Annotated in this window: 18 protein-coding genes; 6 read left to right on the top strand and 12 right to left on the bottom strand. The window is 47.2% G+C overall.

Annotation, left to right across the window (positions count from 1 at the left end):
* Positions 1-578: 578 nt before the first annotated feature.
* Complete coding sequence (locus NGAR_RS07945; protein ID WP_015019177.1) at positions 579-1,097, bottom strand: hypothetical protein; 519 nt, start codon at positions 1,095-1,097, stop codon at positions 579-581.
* Between the two features lie 106 nt (positions 1,098-1,203).
* Here NGAR_RS07945 and NGAR_RS07940 point away from each other — a divergent pair, with 106 nt between their 5' ends.
* Entirely contained in the window at positions 1,204-1,386 is a 183-nt protein-coding gene (locus tag NGAR_RS07940) for an AbrB/MazE/SpoVT family DNA-binding domain-containing protein (protein WP_015019176.1), read from the top strand.
* Here NGAR_RS07940 and NGAR_RS07935 read toward each other — a convergent pair.
* On the bottom strand, positions 1,383-1,595 hold the full coding sequence (locus NGAR_RS07935) for a hypothetical protein (RefSeq protein ID WP_015019175.1): 213 nt from the start codon (positions 1,593-1,595) through the stop codon (positions 1,383-1,385). The two genes, NGAR_RS07940 and NGAR_RS07935, sit on opposite strands and share 4 nt — an antisense overlap.
* Positions 1,596-1,664: 69 nt before the next feature.
* Here NGAR_RS07935 and NGAR_RS07930 point away from each other — a divergent pair, with 69 nt between their 5' ends.
* Entirely contained in the window at positions 1,665-1,880 is a 216-nt protein-coding gene (locus NGAR_RS07930; RefSeq protein WP_015019174.1) for a hypothetical protein, read from the top strand.
* Between the two features lie 215 nt (positions 1,881-2,095).
* Here NGAR_RS07930 and NGAR_RS07925 read toward each other — a convergent pair whose 3' ends face one another.
* The 3 genes from NGAR_RS07925 to NGAR_RS07915 form a co-directional block, all read right to left on the bottom strand.
* A complete protein-coding gene (locus NGAR_RS07925) occupies positions 2,096-2,755 on the bottom strand; it encodes a hypothetical protein (protein WP_148681169.1) in 660 nt (219 codons plus the stop codon).
* Between the two features lie 165 nt (positions 2,756-2,920).
* Positions 2,921-4,837, bottom strand: a complete 1,917-nt coding sequence (locus NGAR_RS07920) for a minichromosome maintenance protein MCM (RefSeq protein WP_187147724.1) — start codon at positions 4,835-4,837, stop codon at positions 2,921-2,923.
* A 259-nt stretch (positions 4,838-5,096) separates the two neighbouring features.
* Entirely contained in the window at positions 5,097-5,330 is a 234-nt protein-coding gene (locus tag NGAR_RS07915) for a hypothetical protein (protein WP_148681167.1), read from the bottom strand.
* A 462-nt stretch (positions 5,331-5,792) separates the two neighbouring features.
* On the opposite strand from NGAR_RS07915, the gene NGAR_RS07910 reads away from it, so the two are divergent.
* Positions 5,793-6,722, top strand: a complete 930-nt coding sequence (locus NGAR_RS07910; RefSeq protein WP_015019168.1) for a hypothetical protein — start codon at positions 5,793-5,795, stop codon at positions 6,720-6,722.
* Here the strand turns inward: NGAR_RS07910 and NGAR_RS07905 are convergent.
* A complete protein-coding gene (locus tag NGAR_RS07905) occupies positions 6,684-7,898 on the bottom strand; it encodes a tyrosine-type recombinase/integrase (RefSeq protein WP_148681166.1) in 1,215 nt (404 codons plus the stop codon). The two genes, NGAR_RS07910 and NGAR_RS07905, sit on opposite strands and share 39 nt — an antisense overlap.
* A gap of 51 nt (positions 7,899-7,949) precedes the next feature.
* Complete coding sequence (locus tag NGAR_RS07900) at positions 7,950-8,381, bottom strand: Lrp/AsnC family transcriptional regulator (protein ID WP_015019166.1); 432 nt, start codon at positions 8,379-8,381, stop codon at positions 7,950-7,952.
* A gap of 76 nt (positions 8,382-8,457) precedes the next feature.
* Between NGAR_RS07900 and NGAR_RS07895 the strand changes: the two genes are divergently transcribed.
* Positions 8,458-9,465 (top strand): homoserine dehydrogenase, encoded by a 1,008-nt coding sequence (locus tag NGAR_RS07895; RefSeq protein ID WP_015019165.1) that lies wholly within the window; start codon positions 8,458-8,460, stop codon positions 9,463-9,465.
* 127 nt (positions 9,466-9,592) lie between these two features.
* Positions 9,593-9,751, top strand: a complete 159-nt coding sequence (locus NGAR_RS17445) for a hypothetical protein (protein WP_015019164.1) — start codon at positions 9,593-9,595, stop codon at positions 9,749-9,751.
* A 239-nt stretch (positions 9,752-9,990) separates the two neighbouring features.
* Here NGAR_RS17445 and NGAR_RS07890 read toward each other — a convergent pair whose 3' ends face one another.
* On the bottom strand, positions 9,991-10,467 hold the full coding sequence (locus tag NGAR_RS07890) for a TIGR00266 family protein (protein ID WP_228369323.1): 477 nt from the start codon (positions 10,465-10,467) through the stop codon (positions 9,991-9,993).
* A 50-nt stretch (positions 10,468-10,517) separates the two neighbouring features.
* Between NGAR_RS07890 and NGAR_RS07885 the strand changes: the two genes are divergently transcribed.
* Positions 10,518-11,039 (top strand): PUA domain-containing protein, encoded by a 522-nt coding sequence (locus NGAR_RS07885; RefSeq protein WP_015019162.1) that lies wholly within the window; start codon positions 10,518-10,520, stop codon positions 11,037-11,039.
* On the opposite strand, the gene NGAR_RS07880 is transcribed toward NGAR_RS07885, so the two are convergent.
* The 4 genes from NGAR_RS07880 to prf1 all read right to left on the bottom strand — a co-directional run bounded on the left by NGAR_RS07880 (position 11,036) and on the right by prf1 (position 15,343).
* The gene (locus NGAR_RS07880; protein WP_015019161.1) at positions 11,036-11,641 is read right to left on the bottom strand and encodes an Ntn hydrolase family protein; all 606 of its coding nucleotides are present in this window, start codon (positions 11,639-11,641) and stop codon (positions 11,036-11,038) included. The genes NGAR_RS07885 and NGAR_RS07880 overlap by 4 nt on opposite strands.
* A gap of 102 nt (positions 11,642-11,743) precedes the next feature.
* Positions 11,744-13,378, bottom strand: coding sequence for an ATP-binding protein (locus tag NGAR_RS07875; RefSeq protein ID WP_015019160.1), 1,635 nt, complete (start codon positions 13,376-13,378; stop codon positions 11,744-11,746).
* Positions 13,379-13,569: 191 nt separating this feature from the next.
* Positions 13,570-13,845, bottom strand: coding sequence for a hypothetical protein (locus NGAR_RS07870; RefSeq protein WP_148681164.1), 276 nt, complete (start codon positions 13,843-13,845; stop codon positions 13,570-13,572).
* Positions 13,846-14,062: 217 nt separating this feature from the next.
* On the bottom strand, positions 14,063-15,343 hold the full coding sequence (prf1, locus tag NGAR_RS07865; RefSeq protein WP_015019159.1) for a peptide chain release factor aRF-1: 1,281 nt from the start codon (positions 15,341-15,343) through the stop codon (positions 14,063-14,065).
* Positions 15,344-15,496: the final 153 nt, after the last annotated feature.

Here is a 15,496-nt window from a genome sequence, read left to right as displayed (position 1 = left end):
TGCCTGTAACTCTGTGCTGCTGGCATGAGACGGGGTAACAGCAACGGTAACAGCTGGTAACAAAGTCTATGGTTCTGTTACCTGTTACCGTTAAAATCGTTGCCGTAACAAAGATGTTAATAATAGTACCCCCCACCCCTTAGCGCGCTACACGCGAGAAATAGATCAGCAATGCAGCCAACAGACAATAAGCCGTTTTAGGCATGGATCTGTTATATTCTTAGGGTTGAGACAATATAACATAACAGTAACTAAAACCATAACCATTTTGTTATTTTTGTTATGTTATGCTTGACAAACCCTGCCCCTTATAGTACTGTTATAGGGCACCTCTTGTCACCTCTCTGGAACACCGAATCAGAATTGCAAAAGACAGGGGTTAATGATTCGATTCGGTCAATGAGAGCATGGACCGAGCAGGATTTACAGACCGAATGATTCTGTCTTTTTGATTCGCTCGCTCGCTCATTTGACCATTATTATGCTCACTCTAGTACAATAAATCAACTACTATCACAAGACGCGTGTATATAGTTTTGAAAAAAGAGAAGAAGGAAAGGGTCAGCAGACAGGTTGTATCAAGCCAAGCTCTTTAGGTCGCCCTTCTCCTTAGTGTATTCATTCATATAGTAACCTAGCATCTTTGGATCCTTAAAGATTTCTTCAACGGTGTCATCAACTACTCTTTCAAGATATGCCTGTCTGACAGGTTCGGGCAACTTCATAAAACGATCCCAGTGCTTTCTATTCACCTTGATGCTTAGAGTAACGATATCATCGGTGTCTGGCTTTTGCTTCTCTGCCAATTCTATTATCGCTTTCAGGCGCGATTTAGATGTGTGGGCAAATGGAGCGCCTACAAATTCAGGCTCGCATAAGCCCCTGCTAGAATCCCTAATCTCATTTACCAAGTAGTCTGCTAGTGGTGTATCGAAGCGATCTGCTATCTGCTTGTAGATTTCTAGCTCTTCAGTTGTCAGGTCCAAGGTAACCTTTGTCCAATGCAGCTTTTCTTTGGATTTTGATTTTCCGTTGTCTTCTCGTGCTGTTTGGGTTTTTTGACCGCTGCTAACGGCCGTGCTGGCTTGTTTTGCCATGCGTCAATATGGGAAATGGTACTATTTATGTCTATATATACGTATATGTTCACCATTAGTTAACCGTCTATACATATAAATATAATAGACGTGTGTATATACAGCGATGGCTATAGAAGAAATGTCGGCAATCTTTGAAGGAACTCTTGTCAAGTGGGGTAACTCTCTCGGCGTTGTGATTCCAAAACCTGTTCAGCGTGGCATGGCATTGAAGCCGGGTGAAAAGATTCGTTTCAGACTAGAGAAAAACAAACTGTGTATCGAAAAGATAGAAAAGAAAGAAGATTAGCCGCTCTCTATCATCTCTTCGGCACGCCGCCCGCAATAGATGCACCGGGAAGGCTTGCGATCTGGATTACGATAAGTGAAATTCATTTTTACGCTACACGGCCTGCAGGCTAGGATAATGTTGAATTGCTGCATCGGCTCTTGCAGCTGCTCTTCTGTCGCTGTAACTGGCTGATCAGGCTGCTGTGGTTGTGGCGCGAGTTCACTCATATACTCTAAAATTGCCACAGAAACTATGGCACAATAGACATGTGCCGATGACTACTATAATTTTCTATCATGTCAATAGATGGCCTATGGTTCAAGTCTGAAACGGTCATTTTCCAGGCAACAAAAGGAAGTCCTTCCCTTCGGAGTACCGTACCGCAGGATGTCGTGGACTTTTTACAGCTACAGCCAGGCGATGTTCTGGAATGGTTAGCAAACATCAAGGACAACAAAGTGACTGTCATTGTGCGGAAGAAAAAACCAGCCGACAAATTGACGGCAGTATAGTCCTCATGATATGTCTATCCATGTGGCTGTACAAGTCGAGTCAGTAGACTTGACGGTTGGATTTACGATAATTTTCATACGTGAATCACCCTTACATTGGTGTCCTGCACCGCGATTACCAGAACTGCAAGTCATGCGGCAGGAGTACGGCGACGGTATGCGAGAGCTGCAAGGCTTGTGAGCCATGCCACATTATTGAAAAAATGAAAGGTTAGCTACCTTCCAACGATCGGAAGGTTGCATTTTACGTCTTCTTTTCCTTCTCTCACGCATTGCATGCAGTACAGGGCTTTGCCGTCGCTGATATGTAAAGGTCTGCTATGGCCGCAACTGCACATCTCTTCCTTCTTGATAGTCGGTGCTGGTGCTGCGGGCGGCTGATGCTGGCTTGCCACCGGCTCAGGATTAGCGTCTATTTCTTCAAAAGAAAGCTCACCTAACCCTATGAGATCGCTTATAGCTCTGTTTTTCGCTCTGGTATGAGCTGTCGCCAGTATGTCATGGTCAGGGTGTGCAAACTTCCTCTCTTTCGTGCTGCAGGTCCCTATTCCCATGGCTGAGCGCCCAGTTCTGACATGATAGGCTTCGACTTCAACGCGCCACAGAAAGTGGCCGTCGTCCTGATCTTCGCGTTCCTTGCTTACTATCCTGTCAGAGATAGCGAACGCACTTTGCAGCTTGCGCCAGCCTGAGCGCTTGACGTACGCTTTGCCGCTTATTTCCTGAATGTCTGACTTGTCAAGGATGCTCCTCTTTAGCTCCTGTATTTTCTGCCAGTGGTGTTTCAGCTCTTCAATCTCTGCCGCTGGCTCTATCAACATCATCGCTGCTGTACCTTCGGCTGCTGTTTCGATCGCGGTTGTTGTTTGACTCATGTTTTTTCTCTTTTCCTTGGCAAATTCGCGTTACCCGACCACGCCACGAGGAGGCTTTGCCATGTGGTCATAGAGGGGGATATCATTTCTAGGGTTGGTAGACTTGGCAGACTTGGTGGCGTTTTGCCAACTCTGCCGACTCTACCAAGGCCAAAAAAGATACCCCTATGAAGCATTGTTCTTGTCACCTATTACCTTCGAAAGTTTGGTGAGCTTCAATGTTGCCGTGAATCCCCGATTGCCTTGTTTTAAGAGTCCATCTTCCTTCATTTGGTGAACCAAAGGTCGCAGTTGTTCTTTGTCTGATAGCCGGAATTTGTGCATCATATCTTCACGAGTGAACTTTTCCTTTCCGGAAATCCAGTTAATCATCTCATGAATTACCTTATCATCTAGGGCCTTTTGTCCGAGCGCTGTCTGCATATTTTGAATAAGGGTAGCTGCTTCATCAGGTGTCACTTCTTGCCTGTCATCCATCGCCAATGAGCCAAGTCCAGCATTCTCGTATTCACTTTCTAGGAGGTTTACAACATAATCCACATGTTCTTGCTTGACTGTCAGTGTTGACCAATCGGATGAAAAGCTACAGGTGAGCGCGGCGAGTGATGCAGATAGTCTGGCTAATTTCTTGTCAATATCTGGGCTGGCAAGAGGGATCCTAGTGAGGTAATACTTCTTTTGAATCCGTGTTGCTTCAGATAGTATCTTCTCAAGGGCTTTATCTTCAAAAATTGTCTCGTACTTTCCTGTCCATACGTGTCTGCATAGCGATGTTAAGCATTGTAGCTCTGGATCCGTAGTTCCTTTATGGACAATGTGGATATCTTCAGGCGTAACATCTGAAGCATTCACAAATATGGCTAGATCAGTTCTTGCTATGCTTGTCGCATCCATCACCGTCTCAATCGCTTGAGCTCCCCGCCGGAAGGTGTCCATTGCTCTTGTGAAACGCCTATCTTCAGTTACAGGATTGTAGATCAGTATTAAGCGAGTTCTTGCATTCGCTTCGGCCTTGCCTGCTTTTGTAACTCTTAGTATACCATCTCTTTCAGCTTCACCAATAGCAGCCCAGTCGCTAGCGCTTACCTTGTGAGCACCATCGACAGCGAGAAGTTTTGCATCCATGAGAACAAAGGGACCGTATTCTATCATCCATTGTCCAGATGACGCCTGCATGTTGGCGGCGGCAAGTCCGGCCATCGAAGCCATTTCACCGCTTATGATCTGCCCAAGACCGAACAGTTCGTTAATTACAGTTCTCACAGTCTTTGACTTGCCAGCCGTAGAATCGCCAATGATTACTATCTTCATCCATCCCTTGATCTTTTCCCCGTTGAAATTCAGGTATAGAGGCGAGAAAAAGCAAAGCAAGGCACCGTGGATAACATTCTCACGCTTCACAACTTTTGCATAGGTGGCAACATTTTTGATGATCCAATCCATTCTTTGCTCGACTGTCCAATTCTCAAATAATTTGGCAAGTCGGTTCATCTCTTCGATGTCAGCTGATGCCTCTTGTGCCTCATTGACATGCCGCGCCATCATGGTGATTCTTGAAGAACGTGGATCAGGCAGGACAAGCCCTGTAAGCTCGATGTGTTTGCCGGGTTGAGTAGCCAGTCCGTTTTGCAGTACGAAAATGTCTATTGATTTCCATTCGCGGCCCATGCTATCGTAAAACTTGCCATCTTTGCTGAGAAGATTCTTGACTACTGGCCTAGCTCGGATTCGCTTTATGGTGGTTGTTTGAGGGTCCTTCACTACAAGACTGCATTTATGATTAAAGCCGGTGTTTTCTGAATTTTTGAAGAGGTTGATCAGGATGCGCTCTCTCACAAAATCAGACACTTCAGTGAATTTTGGATAATCCTTTAGATCTACAGCAAATGAGGCTTCCTTCTCGCATGTGTGTTTGTCATCATGGTTCAAGCATTTTACCTTCATTATAACAGGTATGGTATATGAGATGCTGTTGCTGGCAATGGTTGCCGGAACCTGTACCTCTTGACCAGATAAACCAGGTGTCTCGATATCGAGCAAGTTGTCAAGCGACTTGACGGCTCTCGCATCTTCTGGTATCATGGAATCTGGCAGTCTGGCCTCTTTTCCAGTCATACCCAAGGCATTTCAACTCCTTTTGTATCACTCTCGAGAAGTTCACGAGCCAGAAATTTTGCACCTTCCCAAGTAACGGACTTATCGTAATTTGCGCATGCTCTCATGATTTCCGAGGCAAATTCGTTGACCGTTATGCCATTTGTGAGAGGTAACAGATAGTTGCATCTAGGATCATTATCAAGAAAAAGCGTGCGATTAACCAGAAGAACCGACTTCAAAGGACTCAAGTAATATCTCCTCGCATTGAATCTAGCTCCGCATCGACATCAGCTAATTTTTTCTGCAGCCGCTTTTTCTGATCAACTAGATACCTTGCTCGTCCGATTTTAGCATCAATGAGATGTGTTTGTCTAGCTGTTTGTCGCTCAATTTCTCTCGCTAAATCTGCAAACGCGTTGAATACTTTCTTCTGGTGGTTGTTATCAATGAGTTTATTATTTAGTCTAGAGTATTCCATTTTGTACACCTCAGTGATGTGTTGTGCCCTGGCAGGCGTAGCACATCGCCTTTTTTATTTAGCGGCCTCCACCGCAAGCCCGTCTTTTACTAGCGAATCCGCACATTCATCGCAGAAATAGCCGCTCAGATTAAGATAGCGTAGTGTGAGAGGTATAGTGCCGAGCTTATTGCACCCTTTGCCAGCACAAGTTTCAAGGACTTGCATTTTCCTCGATCACCTCTGGTGTATTCAGTGGTTGTAGTGTTATCTTCTTTAATTCTGAATCGAGTCTAAGCTCTAAAATGCTAGATTTGGAAAGTGTAAGAGCCTTGACTACGGCCGCAGGAATAACGATGACTAGCGATCTATGCGGTGTCCCACCTCCACCCATCTCAAATGGCTGGATAGCGAATACAGTCTTTTGTGACATAAATAAGGTATAGAAGTTTTTATTAATAAGATGTGTAAGTATGTACGCTATTGCATCTATTTAGGTACATTGCAGAGCTTGAGAGAAAGGGTGTACTGCAGAAGCGACTAGCATTTGACATAAGACCCAGTGACAAGGATTTCTTCAGACATCTTACAGAATATGCACTAAACAATGAAATATTCTATGCACGAGAGATTGAACGATATCTGAAGCGGAAACGATCTAAGGAAGAGATGATCCACTATGTTCAGAAAAGAAAGGCAATGAAGCATCCGCATGTTAACAAGCATTTTAAAGAATTGGCAAATGCAGGGTTGATCGTCAAGGTCGAGGATAAATTGCTACCTCATGCCAGAGCAAGACCTTTTAAAATCTCACCGTTAGGCTGGCTATATTTCTGGGCAATGCTGCGGATACCATTCAGGAGCTATTTTGAAATTCTAAAAGAAAGATATGATTCAGATCCTATTGTTGAAGCATTTATTCAGCCATATTTTGAGAAAAAAACAGTTCAAAGTCTCATACATTCTACCTATGTGATTGACGAATATTTGTCACCTGGGTCGTTTCAACCGTATCTCGAAAAATGCTGTCGAGATCTCATATCAGATCTGCAAAGCATACGATTCTCTGAGGAATTCTTTAAAGCAAGAGTACGATACAGAGCCAAGATGTTCATTTTAGAAGAAATATTATTCATGGGTAGGGAACCAGTATCATTTTCAATACTGGGCAAATGGAAGGATAAGAATCTAGAACGATATCAGGTCAGATCAGAGATTGAAGCTATCCGGTCATTAGGTCATAAGAAAGGCTCTTTGTTAAGACAAGATCGCAAATTCATGACTGTTCTTGGCGAGATAAGAGACGAGCTTGGGCGCGCTATGCTGTATTTTGTAGATAGTCAGAAAAAGAACAAGAAGGATGATGTAAGCTATCTACTGGCTCCTGAGCTTGCTAAAGTCAACCCTTCCTGATACTGTTTGAATATACTTCTCAACAGCCTCTGCAACTCTCTTATCGAGATCCTCTTTGTGCTTTTTGTCTTGCTCCTCTAATCGCTTTTCCATCTCCTTCTCCTTTTTCTCAAGCTCCAACTTTATGTCGATATAGCCCTTTTTCATTGTGTCAAGGTCTGCCGTTGCCGCTTTCAATTTTTCAACCTCATGTTTTAACAACTTCTCTTCACTGATTGTCAATAGATCGAGCGCCTTCAAGAACTCGGTGAGCAGCTCTTCATCGTCTGGCCTGAGATAACTATCTTCTAACCCCATCTTGTGGCCCATCAACATCTCTTTTATCGCGGGCTTGCATCCTGCCTTTTGCAGCATCGTGTTAAAGTATTTTCTAAAACCGTGAAACCTCATGACCTCCTGCCGCTTTGTGTAGTCCTTGCCGCGCTGTCGTACCCCGGCGTCAAGCAGTGCTCTCTCAAGTAAGAATTTCACGGCATGCAGCGATAACGGCCTTGGCTCTTTTGCATTTTCTGGCTTGAACTGCTCTCGAATAAGCGGCGCGTCTGGCTTGATCTCTTCACCGTACCGGCGCCTATAATCGAGATAAGAGTCGATAGCCTGTGCACCTTCAACTGTTGTAAAAGTGGTATATTCCTCAGGCTCGCCAGCATAAACAATGATCTGATACACATTGAGAGGGATTGGCTTCTCTGCACCTTCTGGCTTGAATTCCTTCCACTTTGTTAGATGTTTTATCTTCAATCCCGGCAACGCTCCAATGCGAAGACCCGCAAGCATTAGAAACACTAGGACGCGCTTGCGCTCGTCGCACTTTTCAAGGATCTTCCTTATCTCTTCCTTTGTGTAAATGCGGTCCTGAGTTACCTTGACCTTTGTACTTGCACCAACAAACTTCTTGATTCTAGGCCAGTTCAAAACAAGGTCGTTCATAACATAGAAGTGACGGATACCTGAGAGCTTGGCATAAATCGACGCTGGCGACTGCTTTTGTTTCTTCATGTAGTTGATGTAGTCGATTATTTTTTCCTGCAAGGGCTTTGGTTTGTACTTCAAAAGATCAGAGTATTTCTTTGCCTTCATCCAGTCCTTGAATTGCGAGAGATGGAGGTCATAGTTTGCCTTGGTTACCGGCGACTTGCAGGTGTCGATGAAATTACGATAGCACTTTTCCAACATCTCTTTACAGAATGTGCTTATATATAAGAATAGTGTTAAGGATAGTATAAGTCATTCTTTCCATGCATTGAGCACAGTTATCACTTGAGTGCCTACGACCCCGCCTACTGTTTTGATCCTGTTTGCGATAATATCAGCGAGGTCGCTTGAGTTCTTTGCCCTCACCTTGAGGAGCATGTCACTGTAGGTATGAGTCTCGTACACCTCAGATATTGCGTCGATCGTTGAGAGCCTTTTTGCAACATCGGCCAGCCTGCCCGGCGCAGCATTGAGGAGTATGAACGCTACTACATTCTGGCCTATGGCCGTCGAGTCAACAGAGATTGTGAATTTCCTTATCACGCCGGTCCTGCGGAGCCTCTTTATCCTGTTCCTGACCGTTCCCTCTGTCACGCGCAGGCTGCTTGCCATTCTCACAAGCGGGACAGAGCTGTCTTTTTGCAAGAGGTTCAAGAGCCTTAAGTCCATCTCATCTATTTTCAATGCGTGTCAGGGTTTCTCGCATTCAGTTTTATAGTTTTATTAACCCCACACAAGATGTTAAAAGTCGGTAGCTAGATTGCGCGTAATCGTTGTCGGCTTTGGAGTCGTAGGGCAGAGCTTTGCCAAGCTGCTGCTGTCCAGATCAGCCGACCTGTACAGCAAGTATGGGATAAAGCCCCGCATAGTGGCATGCGTTGACAACGATGGCTCGGCGGTAGCGCCTGCCGGCCTTGACCTCCAGCGCCTGCTTGATGCAAAGAAGACCAAGGGGACTGTGGGTGCCTATGAAAGAGGAGGCAAATTCAGCCCGCTGCAGGTGATCGAAAGCGTCGAGGCAGAAGTGGTGCTCGAGTGCACGCCGACCAACCTTAATGACGGCGAGCCTGGAACTTCACACATAATCACAGCGATGAGGACTGGCAAGCATGTGATCAGTGTGAACAAGGGGCCGCTTGCCCTCGCATTCCCATCATTGATCGAGCTTGCAAACTATAATGGAGTAATGCTGCGTTTCAGCGGGACGGTTGGAGGCGGAACTCCCATTCTAGAATTTGCAAAGCGCTGCCTAAAGGGCGACAGGATAACGTCCTTCAAGGGCATATTGAATGGGACAACGAACTATATCCTGAGCAAGATGGAAGAAGGACTGACGTATGAAAGCGCGCTGCAGGATGCCTCAAAAAAAGGCTATGCCGAAGCAAACCCCTCACTTGATGTCGACGGCTTTGATGCCGCGGCAAAGCTGGTCATCATGGCAAACTGGGTGATGGGCATGAAGGTGACTATGAAAGATGTCAAGCGTACAGGCATCACCAAGGTGACCGTCACCGATGTGAAAAAGGCAGCACAGCGCGGCAATGCGATCAAGCTCATAGCGGCGTGCGACAGCAGGCAGCTTGATGTGACGCCGAGCGAAGTCGCCAAGACAGACCCGATATGCGTCAACGGCACGCTCAATGCAGTCACGTTTTCATCAGAGCATTCCGGCCAGCAAACCATAATCGGCAGGGGCGCAGGTGGGATGGAGACTGCAAGTGCAGTGCTCCGTGATCTGATAGAGATACGCGATACTACCTTTAGCTGAACCAAAAAGGTCCTAAAGGGCTGGGAGAGTCAGTTTTCATTCTTTATAAATAAAAATCTGTGTAATTCAGCAGAACAAAAATAGGTATAAATATTGCAACTTACCATCAAATTTCTATAAGGTAAATATGCAAATTTTAACCGTAGAGACAGAAAAAAGGGAAGGAATTGCAGATGGCGACGCATTTGTATGCAACCGCTGCAAGAGCAAGCCTGCTGAAATATTCCAAGTAAACGGCGAGTACTGCCTAGACTGTTGGCAGGCGATTACCCATACCAACACCTAACCTAGCCAATACGGAACCTACCGAACGATACGCCAGAGCCTGATGTCCTTTCTGCTCTTTGGTTGATCCCAAGCAGGTCAATTAATTCGCGGATGTTCTTTGTCTGGAAGTACAGCGATCCGGGCCCGGTGACTTCAGTGGCAAGCCCTCGCCTCCAGGTATCGTAGTTTTCATGCCTCAGACCTTGGTCACACAGTAGGCAGCCTGGTCGCTGAGCGCGACTAGGTGGTAATTGTCGATCATATTCTCTCGCTCGCAGCCAGCTGCTTGTGCATGATGCCGCCGTATGCGTTAAAGAACAGGTCGCCTTGACCCATTGCCTTGAGCATGAAAAATTCACTTCCAAACAATCCCTTAGTAAAGCCCTGCCACTTGGTGTCCAGCAGCACACCTTGGGTGGATGCGACGTACGAGCCTGACTGCACGATAAAGTCACTGCCAGGCTTGATATCTGGGCGCACAATGTCGCCAAGCGGAGGACCAGTGACACCTATGGAACAATCGCCTTGCGCGATATAATTGTTGACAATGAATGACTCACTGCCAAGAGCTGTGACCTTGAGCTTTTTCAAGAGCCCGCCTTCGCACGTCCGAGTCTTGATCTCGATGTCACCTTTTATGTAGACCGTTGCACCTGACTCGGCGGTTATCTTTTCGCCAGAGCTCATCTGCACATCAAGTATGGTCATGGGCTCCTTCAGAATTTGATACTGCATATATACACAGAACTATGTTGTATAGAATTGCAATAAAGGTTCGTACAGCAATGGAACGAATTAATACCATTGCCCGGATTATTGCTCTGATCAGCCTGAAGACGTTCGTGTTATCAAAAAGCGAAACTGGCGAGCTCTTGGATAAGCTGGGCTCTGTATGGCCACAGGGTGTCGTGCCGAAGGTTAAGAGCATTAAGATATATGAGGTTGAAGAGGGCAGGCGCCTGCTGATCGCTGATGAGACAGTTGCCGTGCAAGTGCAGGACAGCATCGTGCCGTTCCTCGGGAGCAAGCCAGAAGTGCTCCAGCGCTTTCCGTCCGTGACCGTTGACATGGGGGCCGTGAAATTTGTATGCAACGGCGCCAAGGTTATGCGGCCAGGTATTACTAACTTTGATTCTTTCAAAAAGGGTGATATCGTGGTGGTAAAGGACCAGACGCACGGCAAGGCTCTTGCAGTCGGGGTCGCCTTGGAGGACAGTGAATCAGCAAAAGCTATGGCAAAAGGCTATGTCGTTGAGAACCTGCATTACATCAGCGACAAAATGTGGGAAGCCTACAAAGAAATCTAGGCGTTGCGGATCGGTATTGTTTCTTCACGGTGGCCTGTCCTTGATACGACCAGCACGTCGATTCCGTCTCCGCTTGCCGCGTCACGCTGGATTGCTGACCTGATCGCCCTGACGGCCAGCTCCTTGGCCTTTTCTTCAGTCATGTTGGGCTTGAACTCGGCATCCATGATGCCAAGCGCCATCTCCGCGCCAGTGCCAACGGCGGCATAATCGTCAGGCAGGACAGAGCCTAGCGGGTCAAGCGTGTAGATTTCAGGCTTTGTGTTAATGCCGCCTACGATCACCTGCGTCAACAGCGGAAAGTACCTTCGCTCAAACATTATGACAGACATCAGCTTAGCGATAGAGTTTGGCGCCACGTCGCGTCTGGTCTCAAGCTTGCGAATCTTGGCCAGAGCCTCGACCTGCCTTACGAGCACCTGCATGTCTGCCACCATGCCGGCGCATGCAGCGCCAACATGATCTGTGACTGAAAATGTCTTTTTGATGTTCTTGTTCACAACAAAGTTGCCGAACGACACCCTCTTTTCTGCAGCCAGAATAACGCCATTATTGTACGATATGCCGACTACTGTCGCTCCGGGCATGAATTCAAAGGCCATATATGTAAATCGAGATGCCAGTTAGATTTAGTCGTTTCTATTGGAAAAAGAAGAGGAGGAGGAAAAGAAAATTGCTTGCGGGCAGACTCGAATATGTTCTGCTTAGCGCTTTAGCACGTTAGTATCGTGTATCCTTATCGCTTCTGAAACGAGCCGGTTCTGGAGCTCAAGTGCTTCCTTGCCCTCCGGATGCTTTTCTTGCGCCACCGCCTCGGCGACGATGCTGATGACGTGTCTCATCAGGAACTCGTCTCCCCTTGCGGCCTCTGCTTTATAGGTCGGGTTGGCCTTGTTCACAAACACAATGTTGTCTGTGGTAAAGCTATAGCGGGAATCGGTCTCGTCCTCGTACGGTATGACCTTGTAGCCGATCCTCTTGAGCGCAAACGTCTTTTTCAGTATCGGCTTTCTCACTGTTCTTGTCCTGATTACTGTCCCATCAGCCTGAGCCTCGTCCACTGTCTCGACGACCTCGCCGGCGATTTCGGGAGCGGTTCCTTCTTCATAGATGATGCCAGATTCGCTTACCGTGTGCTGCCGCGCATGATCTGCCTTTGAAATACCAGAGCTGGCCGGAGGGAGCGGCTTGATCTCTTCATAATCAGCCACCTGGCGGCTCGCATGAGCATGTGCCCTGTGCTCGTGCTTGCCTCCCTCTTCTTTGCGCGTCCTGACGCGCTCCTTTACCTCCACCATCTCGTAGCCTTGCACTTCCTCTTCAAGCTCTAGCGTCTCTACCATGGCCTGCCCAAGCACCTTGTCTATCTCACGATAGATCTTGGATTCTTCCCGGGTTATCAACACGTCCTCGTACTCTGTGAGGCCGGGGATGACAGTATCAATTACAAATGTCTTCATTAGCTGGTTGAACTTAGCGTATTCCTCGTCTTCAATGATTGCAGACTTGTCGGCGAACCTTGTCGTTAGGGTGTCGCACCTGACAAAGCCGGTGACGCGGTTAAGCTTTGTGTCAAAACCAAAGTTACTGTGTGTTACGATGTGGTTCCCAACCATCACTGCAATGCCGCGCTCTTCATCTGACAGCGGCCTCCTTGCAATAATGATTTCGCCAGTTATCCTGCCACCATCAAGGTTGACAGGTATCCTGTGGCCTTGGATGTCGGGCGCACGTATCACCTGTGCGCCGTCAAAGTTCCATTCCTTGAACTTGTCAGCAGTCTTAATATAAACCTCAAACATCGGTTGCCTCAGCACTGCCAGCTTGCGGATCTCCTTCATGATCCTGAACATATCGACAGCTATCTTGGCGCCGGTCATGACAAGCTCGGTGCCATCGCGCTTTAGGGCCGGCTCTTTCAGTTCGTCAAGCTTGGCATTGCCGGTGTACAGTTTATCTAGAACGTCTGCGTCAATGACAATCGCCTTGGCGAAATTGCCGCGCTTTGTCCTTATTTTCATGCTTTCAAACGATGTCAGAAATGATAGCCTTCCAGTGCCGTACCTGCCCGTCCTTATCCTTTTCAGTTTTGGAGAAATCGATTCGACCTTTTTGTGCGGCGAGCCCAAAAGCAGAAACTTTTCCATCCCGTTTTGATCCATTCCTGCGTCATCTTCGACAGCAATAGATCCGTTGTTCAGAACGGTGACAAGAACTCTTGTGGCATCCTCATCAAATGCATTCTCTACAAGCTCCTTGACAATCTCTGTCGGCGAGACCCAAGTCTTGGTGGCAAATTCCTTGAAAAACGATGGGTGAACTTTTAGTTCAGTAGGCATTCTCTCAAGTGCTGATATTTCTTTACCTTTATTTAATACTTGTCAAATTAATCTTGACTAGTTTATCAAAAGAGTGGCAGCAAGAGAGAAGTCAGCTGCTGCCGTGCGAATGTTTGTAATCGTGCAGGAATTTCCATGCGCGCCTCTTTGTGTCTTACTATTTACGCGGATGCACAATTATGCCCCACAGGCTAATATGGCGACCCTGTGTGTGGTGCTGATGATCCCGGCACTCCTCCGGCGTCAGTGCTTCCAGTCGTAGTAGAGTTGTTTGTGCCGTTGTTGGTACCCGCGCTTGCAGTAGTGGTTGTTGTAGGCCCGCCAAGATCTGGAAGCTCGCCACTTTGTTGTGCCTGAAAGCTGGTGTTCTGGAACATCGTGTCAGGGTATAACAAAAACAACGACCCTGCTATCACGGCACCAGCCGCTATGCCACCAACAATGAAAAACATCTCGTTCTTTGCCATGCCGGCACTCGTACAAAATAGTAATTAAGAAGAATAGAAAAAACGACTAGTCGTTTTTCCGCAAGCTAGATATTGTTTAGATGTAACAGATTGTGCATGCACAAGTGTAGTTGCGGCAGGGATTCGAGGACCTTTGAGGCATGCACTCCAATGGGGTGCAACATGTTTGTAGTATGCACTGGCTGCTTCAAGGGCATAGATGAATGCTCGTGCAAGCCTACATAGGCTTATAACGCAAAATCGCGCCTATTTTGCCAAGGCTGGCAAGCTGTGACCCTTCTTCTGTCTTGCTGGAAATGACTTCAAGCCGGGCACCAGTCATTGTTGCAAGCTCGTTCAGGTAGTCAACAATGTCTTTTTCAACAGGTTCAATGTCGGTGGCGTGGCACGACGGGCACGGCTTTGTCAAGTACTCTTGCTTCGTGGCTATGACCTGCGCCCGTTCGACTATCTTTGTCTGCACGTTCTTGCAAGCCTTGCACTTGAACTCTAGCCGGACGTGGCTGATGTCATCTGTAACTATGACAAGATCGGCCACGCCGCCCTCAAGAGCCCTGACGACGTCATGTACGCCATAAATGCCAAGGCCCCTGCCCGAGTGCACCTCGCTCATGAACTTCTTGACCAGCTGCTTTTCTTCCATTACACGGTACTCTTGCAGGATGCCGTCTTTTTGCGCCTTTTCTATCAATTCGCGCACGCCCTCCTCGCCAGAGTACGACGAGTCAATGGTGGCTATGACGCTCTTTTGCAATCTGTAATCGAGGTATTCTTCCTTCAGGAAATTCTCCTTTGTTGGGCCTGGGCCCCCGAGTATTATGCCCTTGACATTGTACTGGTCGATAAATACCTTCTTTACGTGGTCGGCTACCCTGTGGTAGTACTCGTTCAGCTCGTTTTCCCTTAATCTTTCGAACCTCCTCGCAGACTGGCCTCCCTGCCGGTGCTTACCTGCGACGCCCGACGTAATGGTATCGACTACTTCCCACCGGTCGCCCGTCAGTATGCCGATGCCTGTCTCCTGCGTATCTATGGAAAGTATGCCAATGACCTTGTCGTCCTTCATCATTTCTTTCAGGTGGTCCGTCCAAAAGTGGTCGTCGCACCTGTACAGGCTGATTTGGATCGGCTTAGGAGGGATCACAGGGTATATCTCTATCTTTTCCTTCCCAATCCCTTTGTCGTTTGGGATGGCTCCGCAAAATATCACAAGCCCATTCTCAGGCGTCTCCTTGAAAAGTTTCAGCTGCTCAATCGTCCTGCTGAGCGCGTCTTGCACATGGGTTCTAGTAAGATCTGACTTGATGTTTGAGGCTGTGCCGGACTCGTTGCGTAGCTGCGCAATGACATCAAATATCGGTCGCCGGGGCGGAATGTAAACGGTGACAAGCTCTGTGCCATGGCCAGATATACTTGACAGTTCGTTTATCATCTTTGTAAGCTTGTACCGCTTGACCGAATCCCACTTGCCATCGCCATTGTTATTGTTATTGACCATTGCAGACTAGAACAAAGAAAAATTCGCGCGCACATAATATAAGGCTTTGAACTATGATTTTCTATATAAAACAAGAATAATTCGTTTTTCGGGTGCTGAGGTTTTAGGCACACACAGGTAGTGTGGTGGGCGAGAGAGCTGCTTTCTGTATGG

The organism is Candidatus Nitrososphaera gargensis Ga9.2 (assembly GCF_000303155.1).
GTDB lineage: Archaea > Thermoproteota > Nitrososphaeria > Nitrososphaerales > Nitrososphaeraceae > Nitrososphaera > Nitrososphaera gargensis.
Note: the sequence above shows the minus strand (reverse complement) of the source record. Positions and strands in the feature narration are given on the sequence as shown.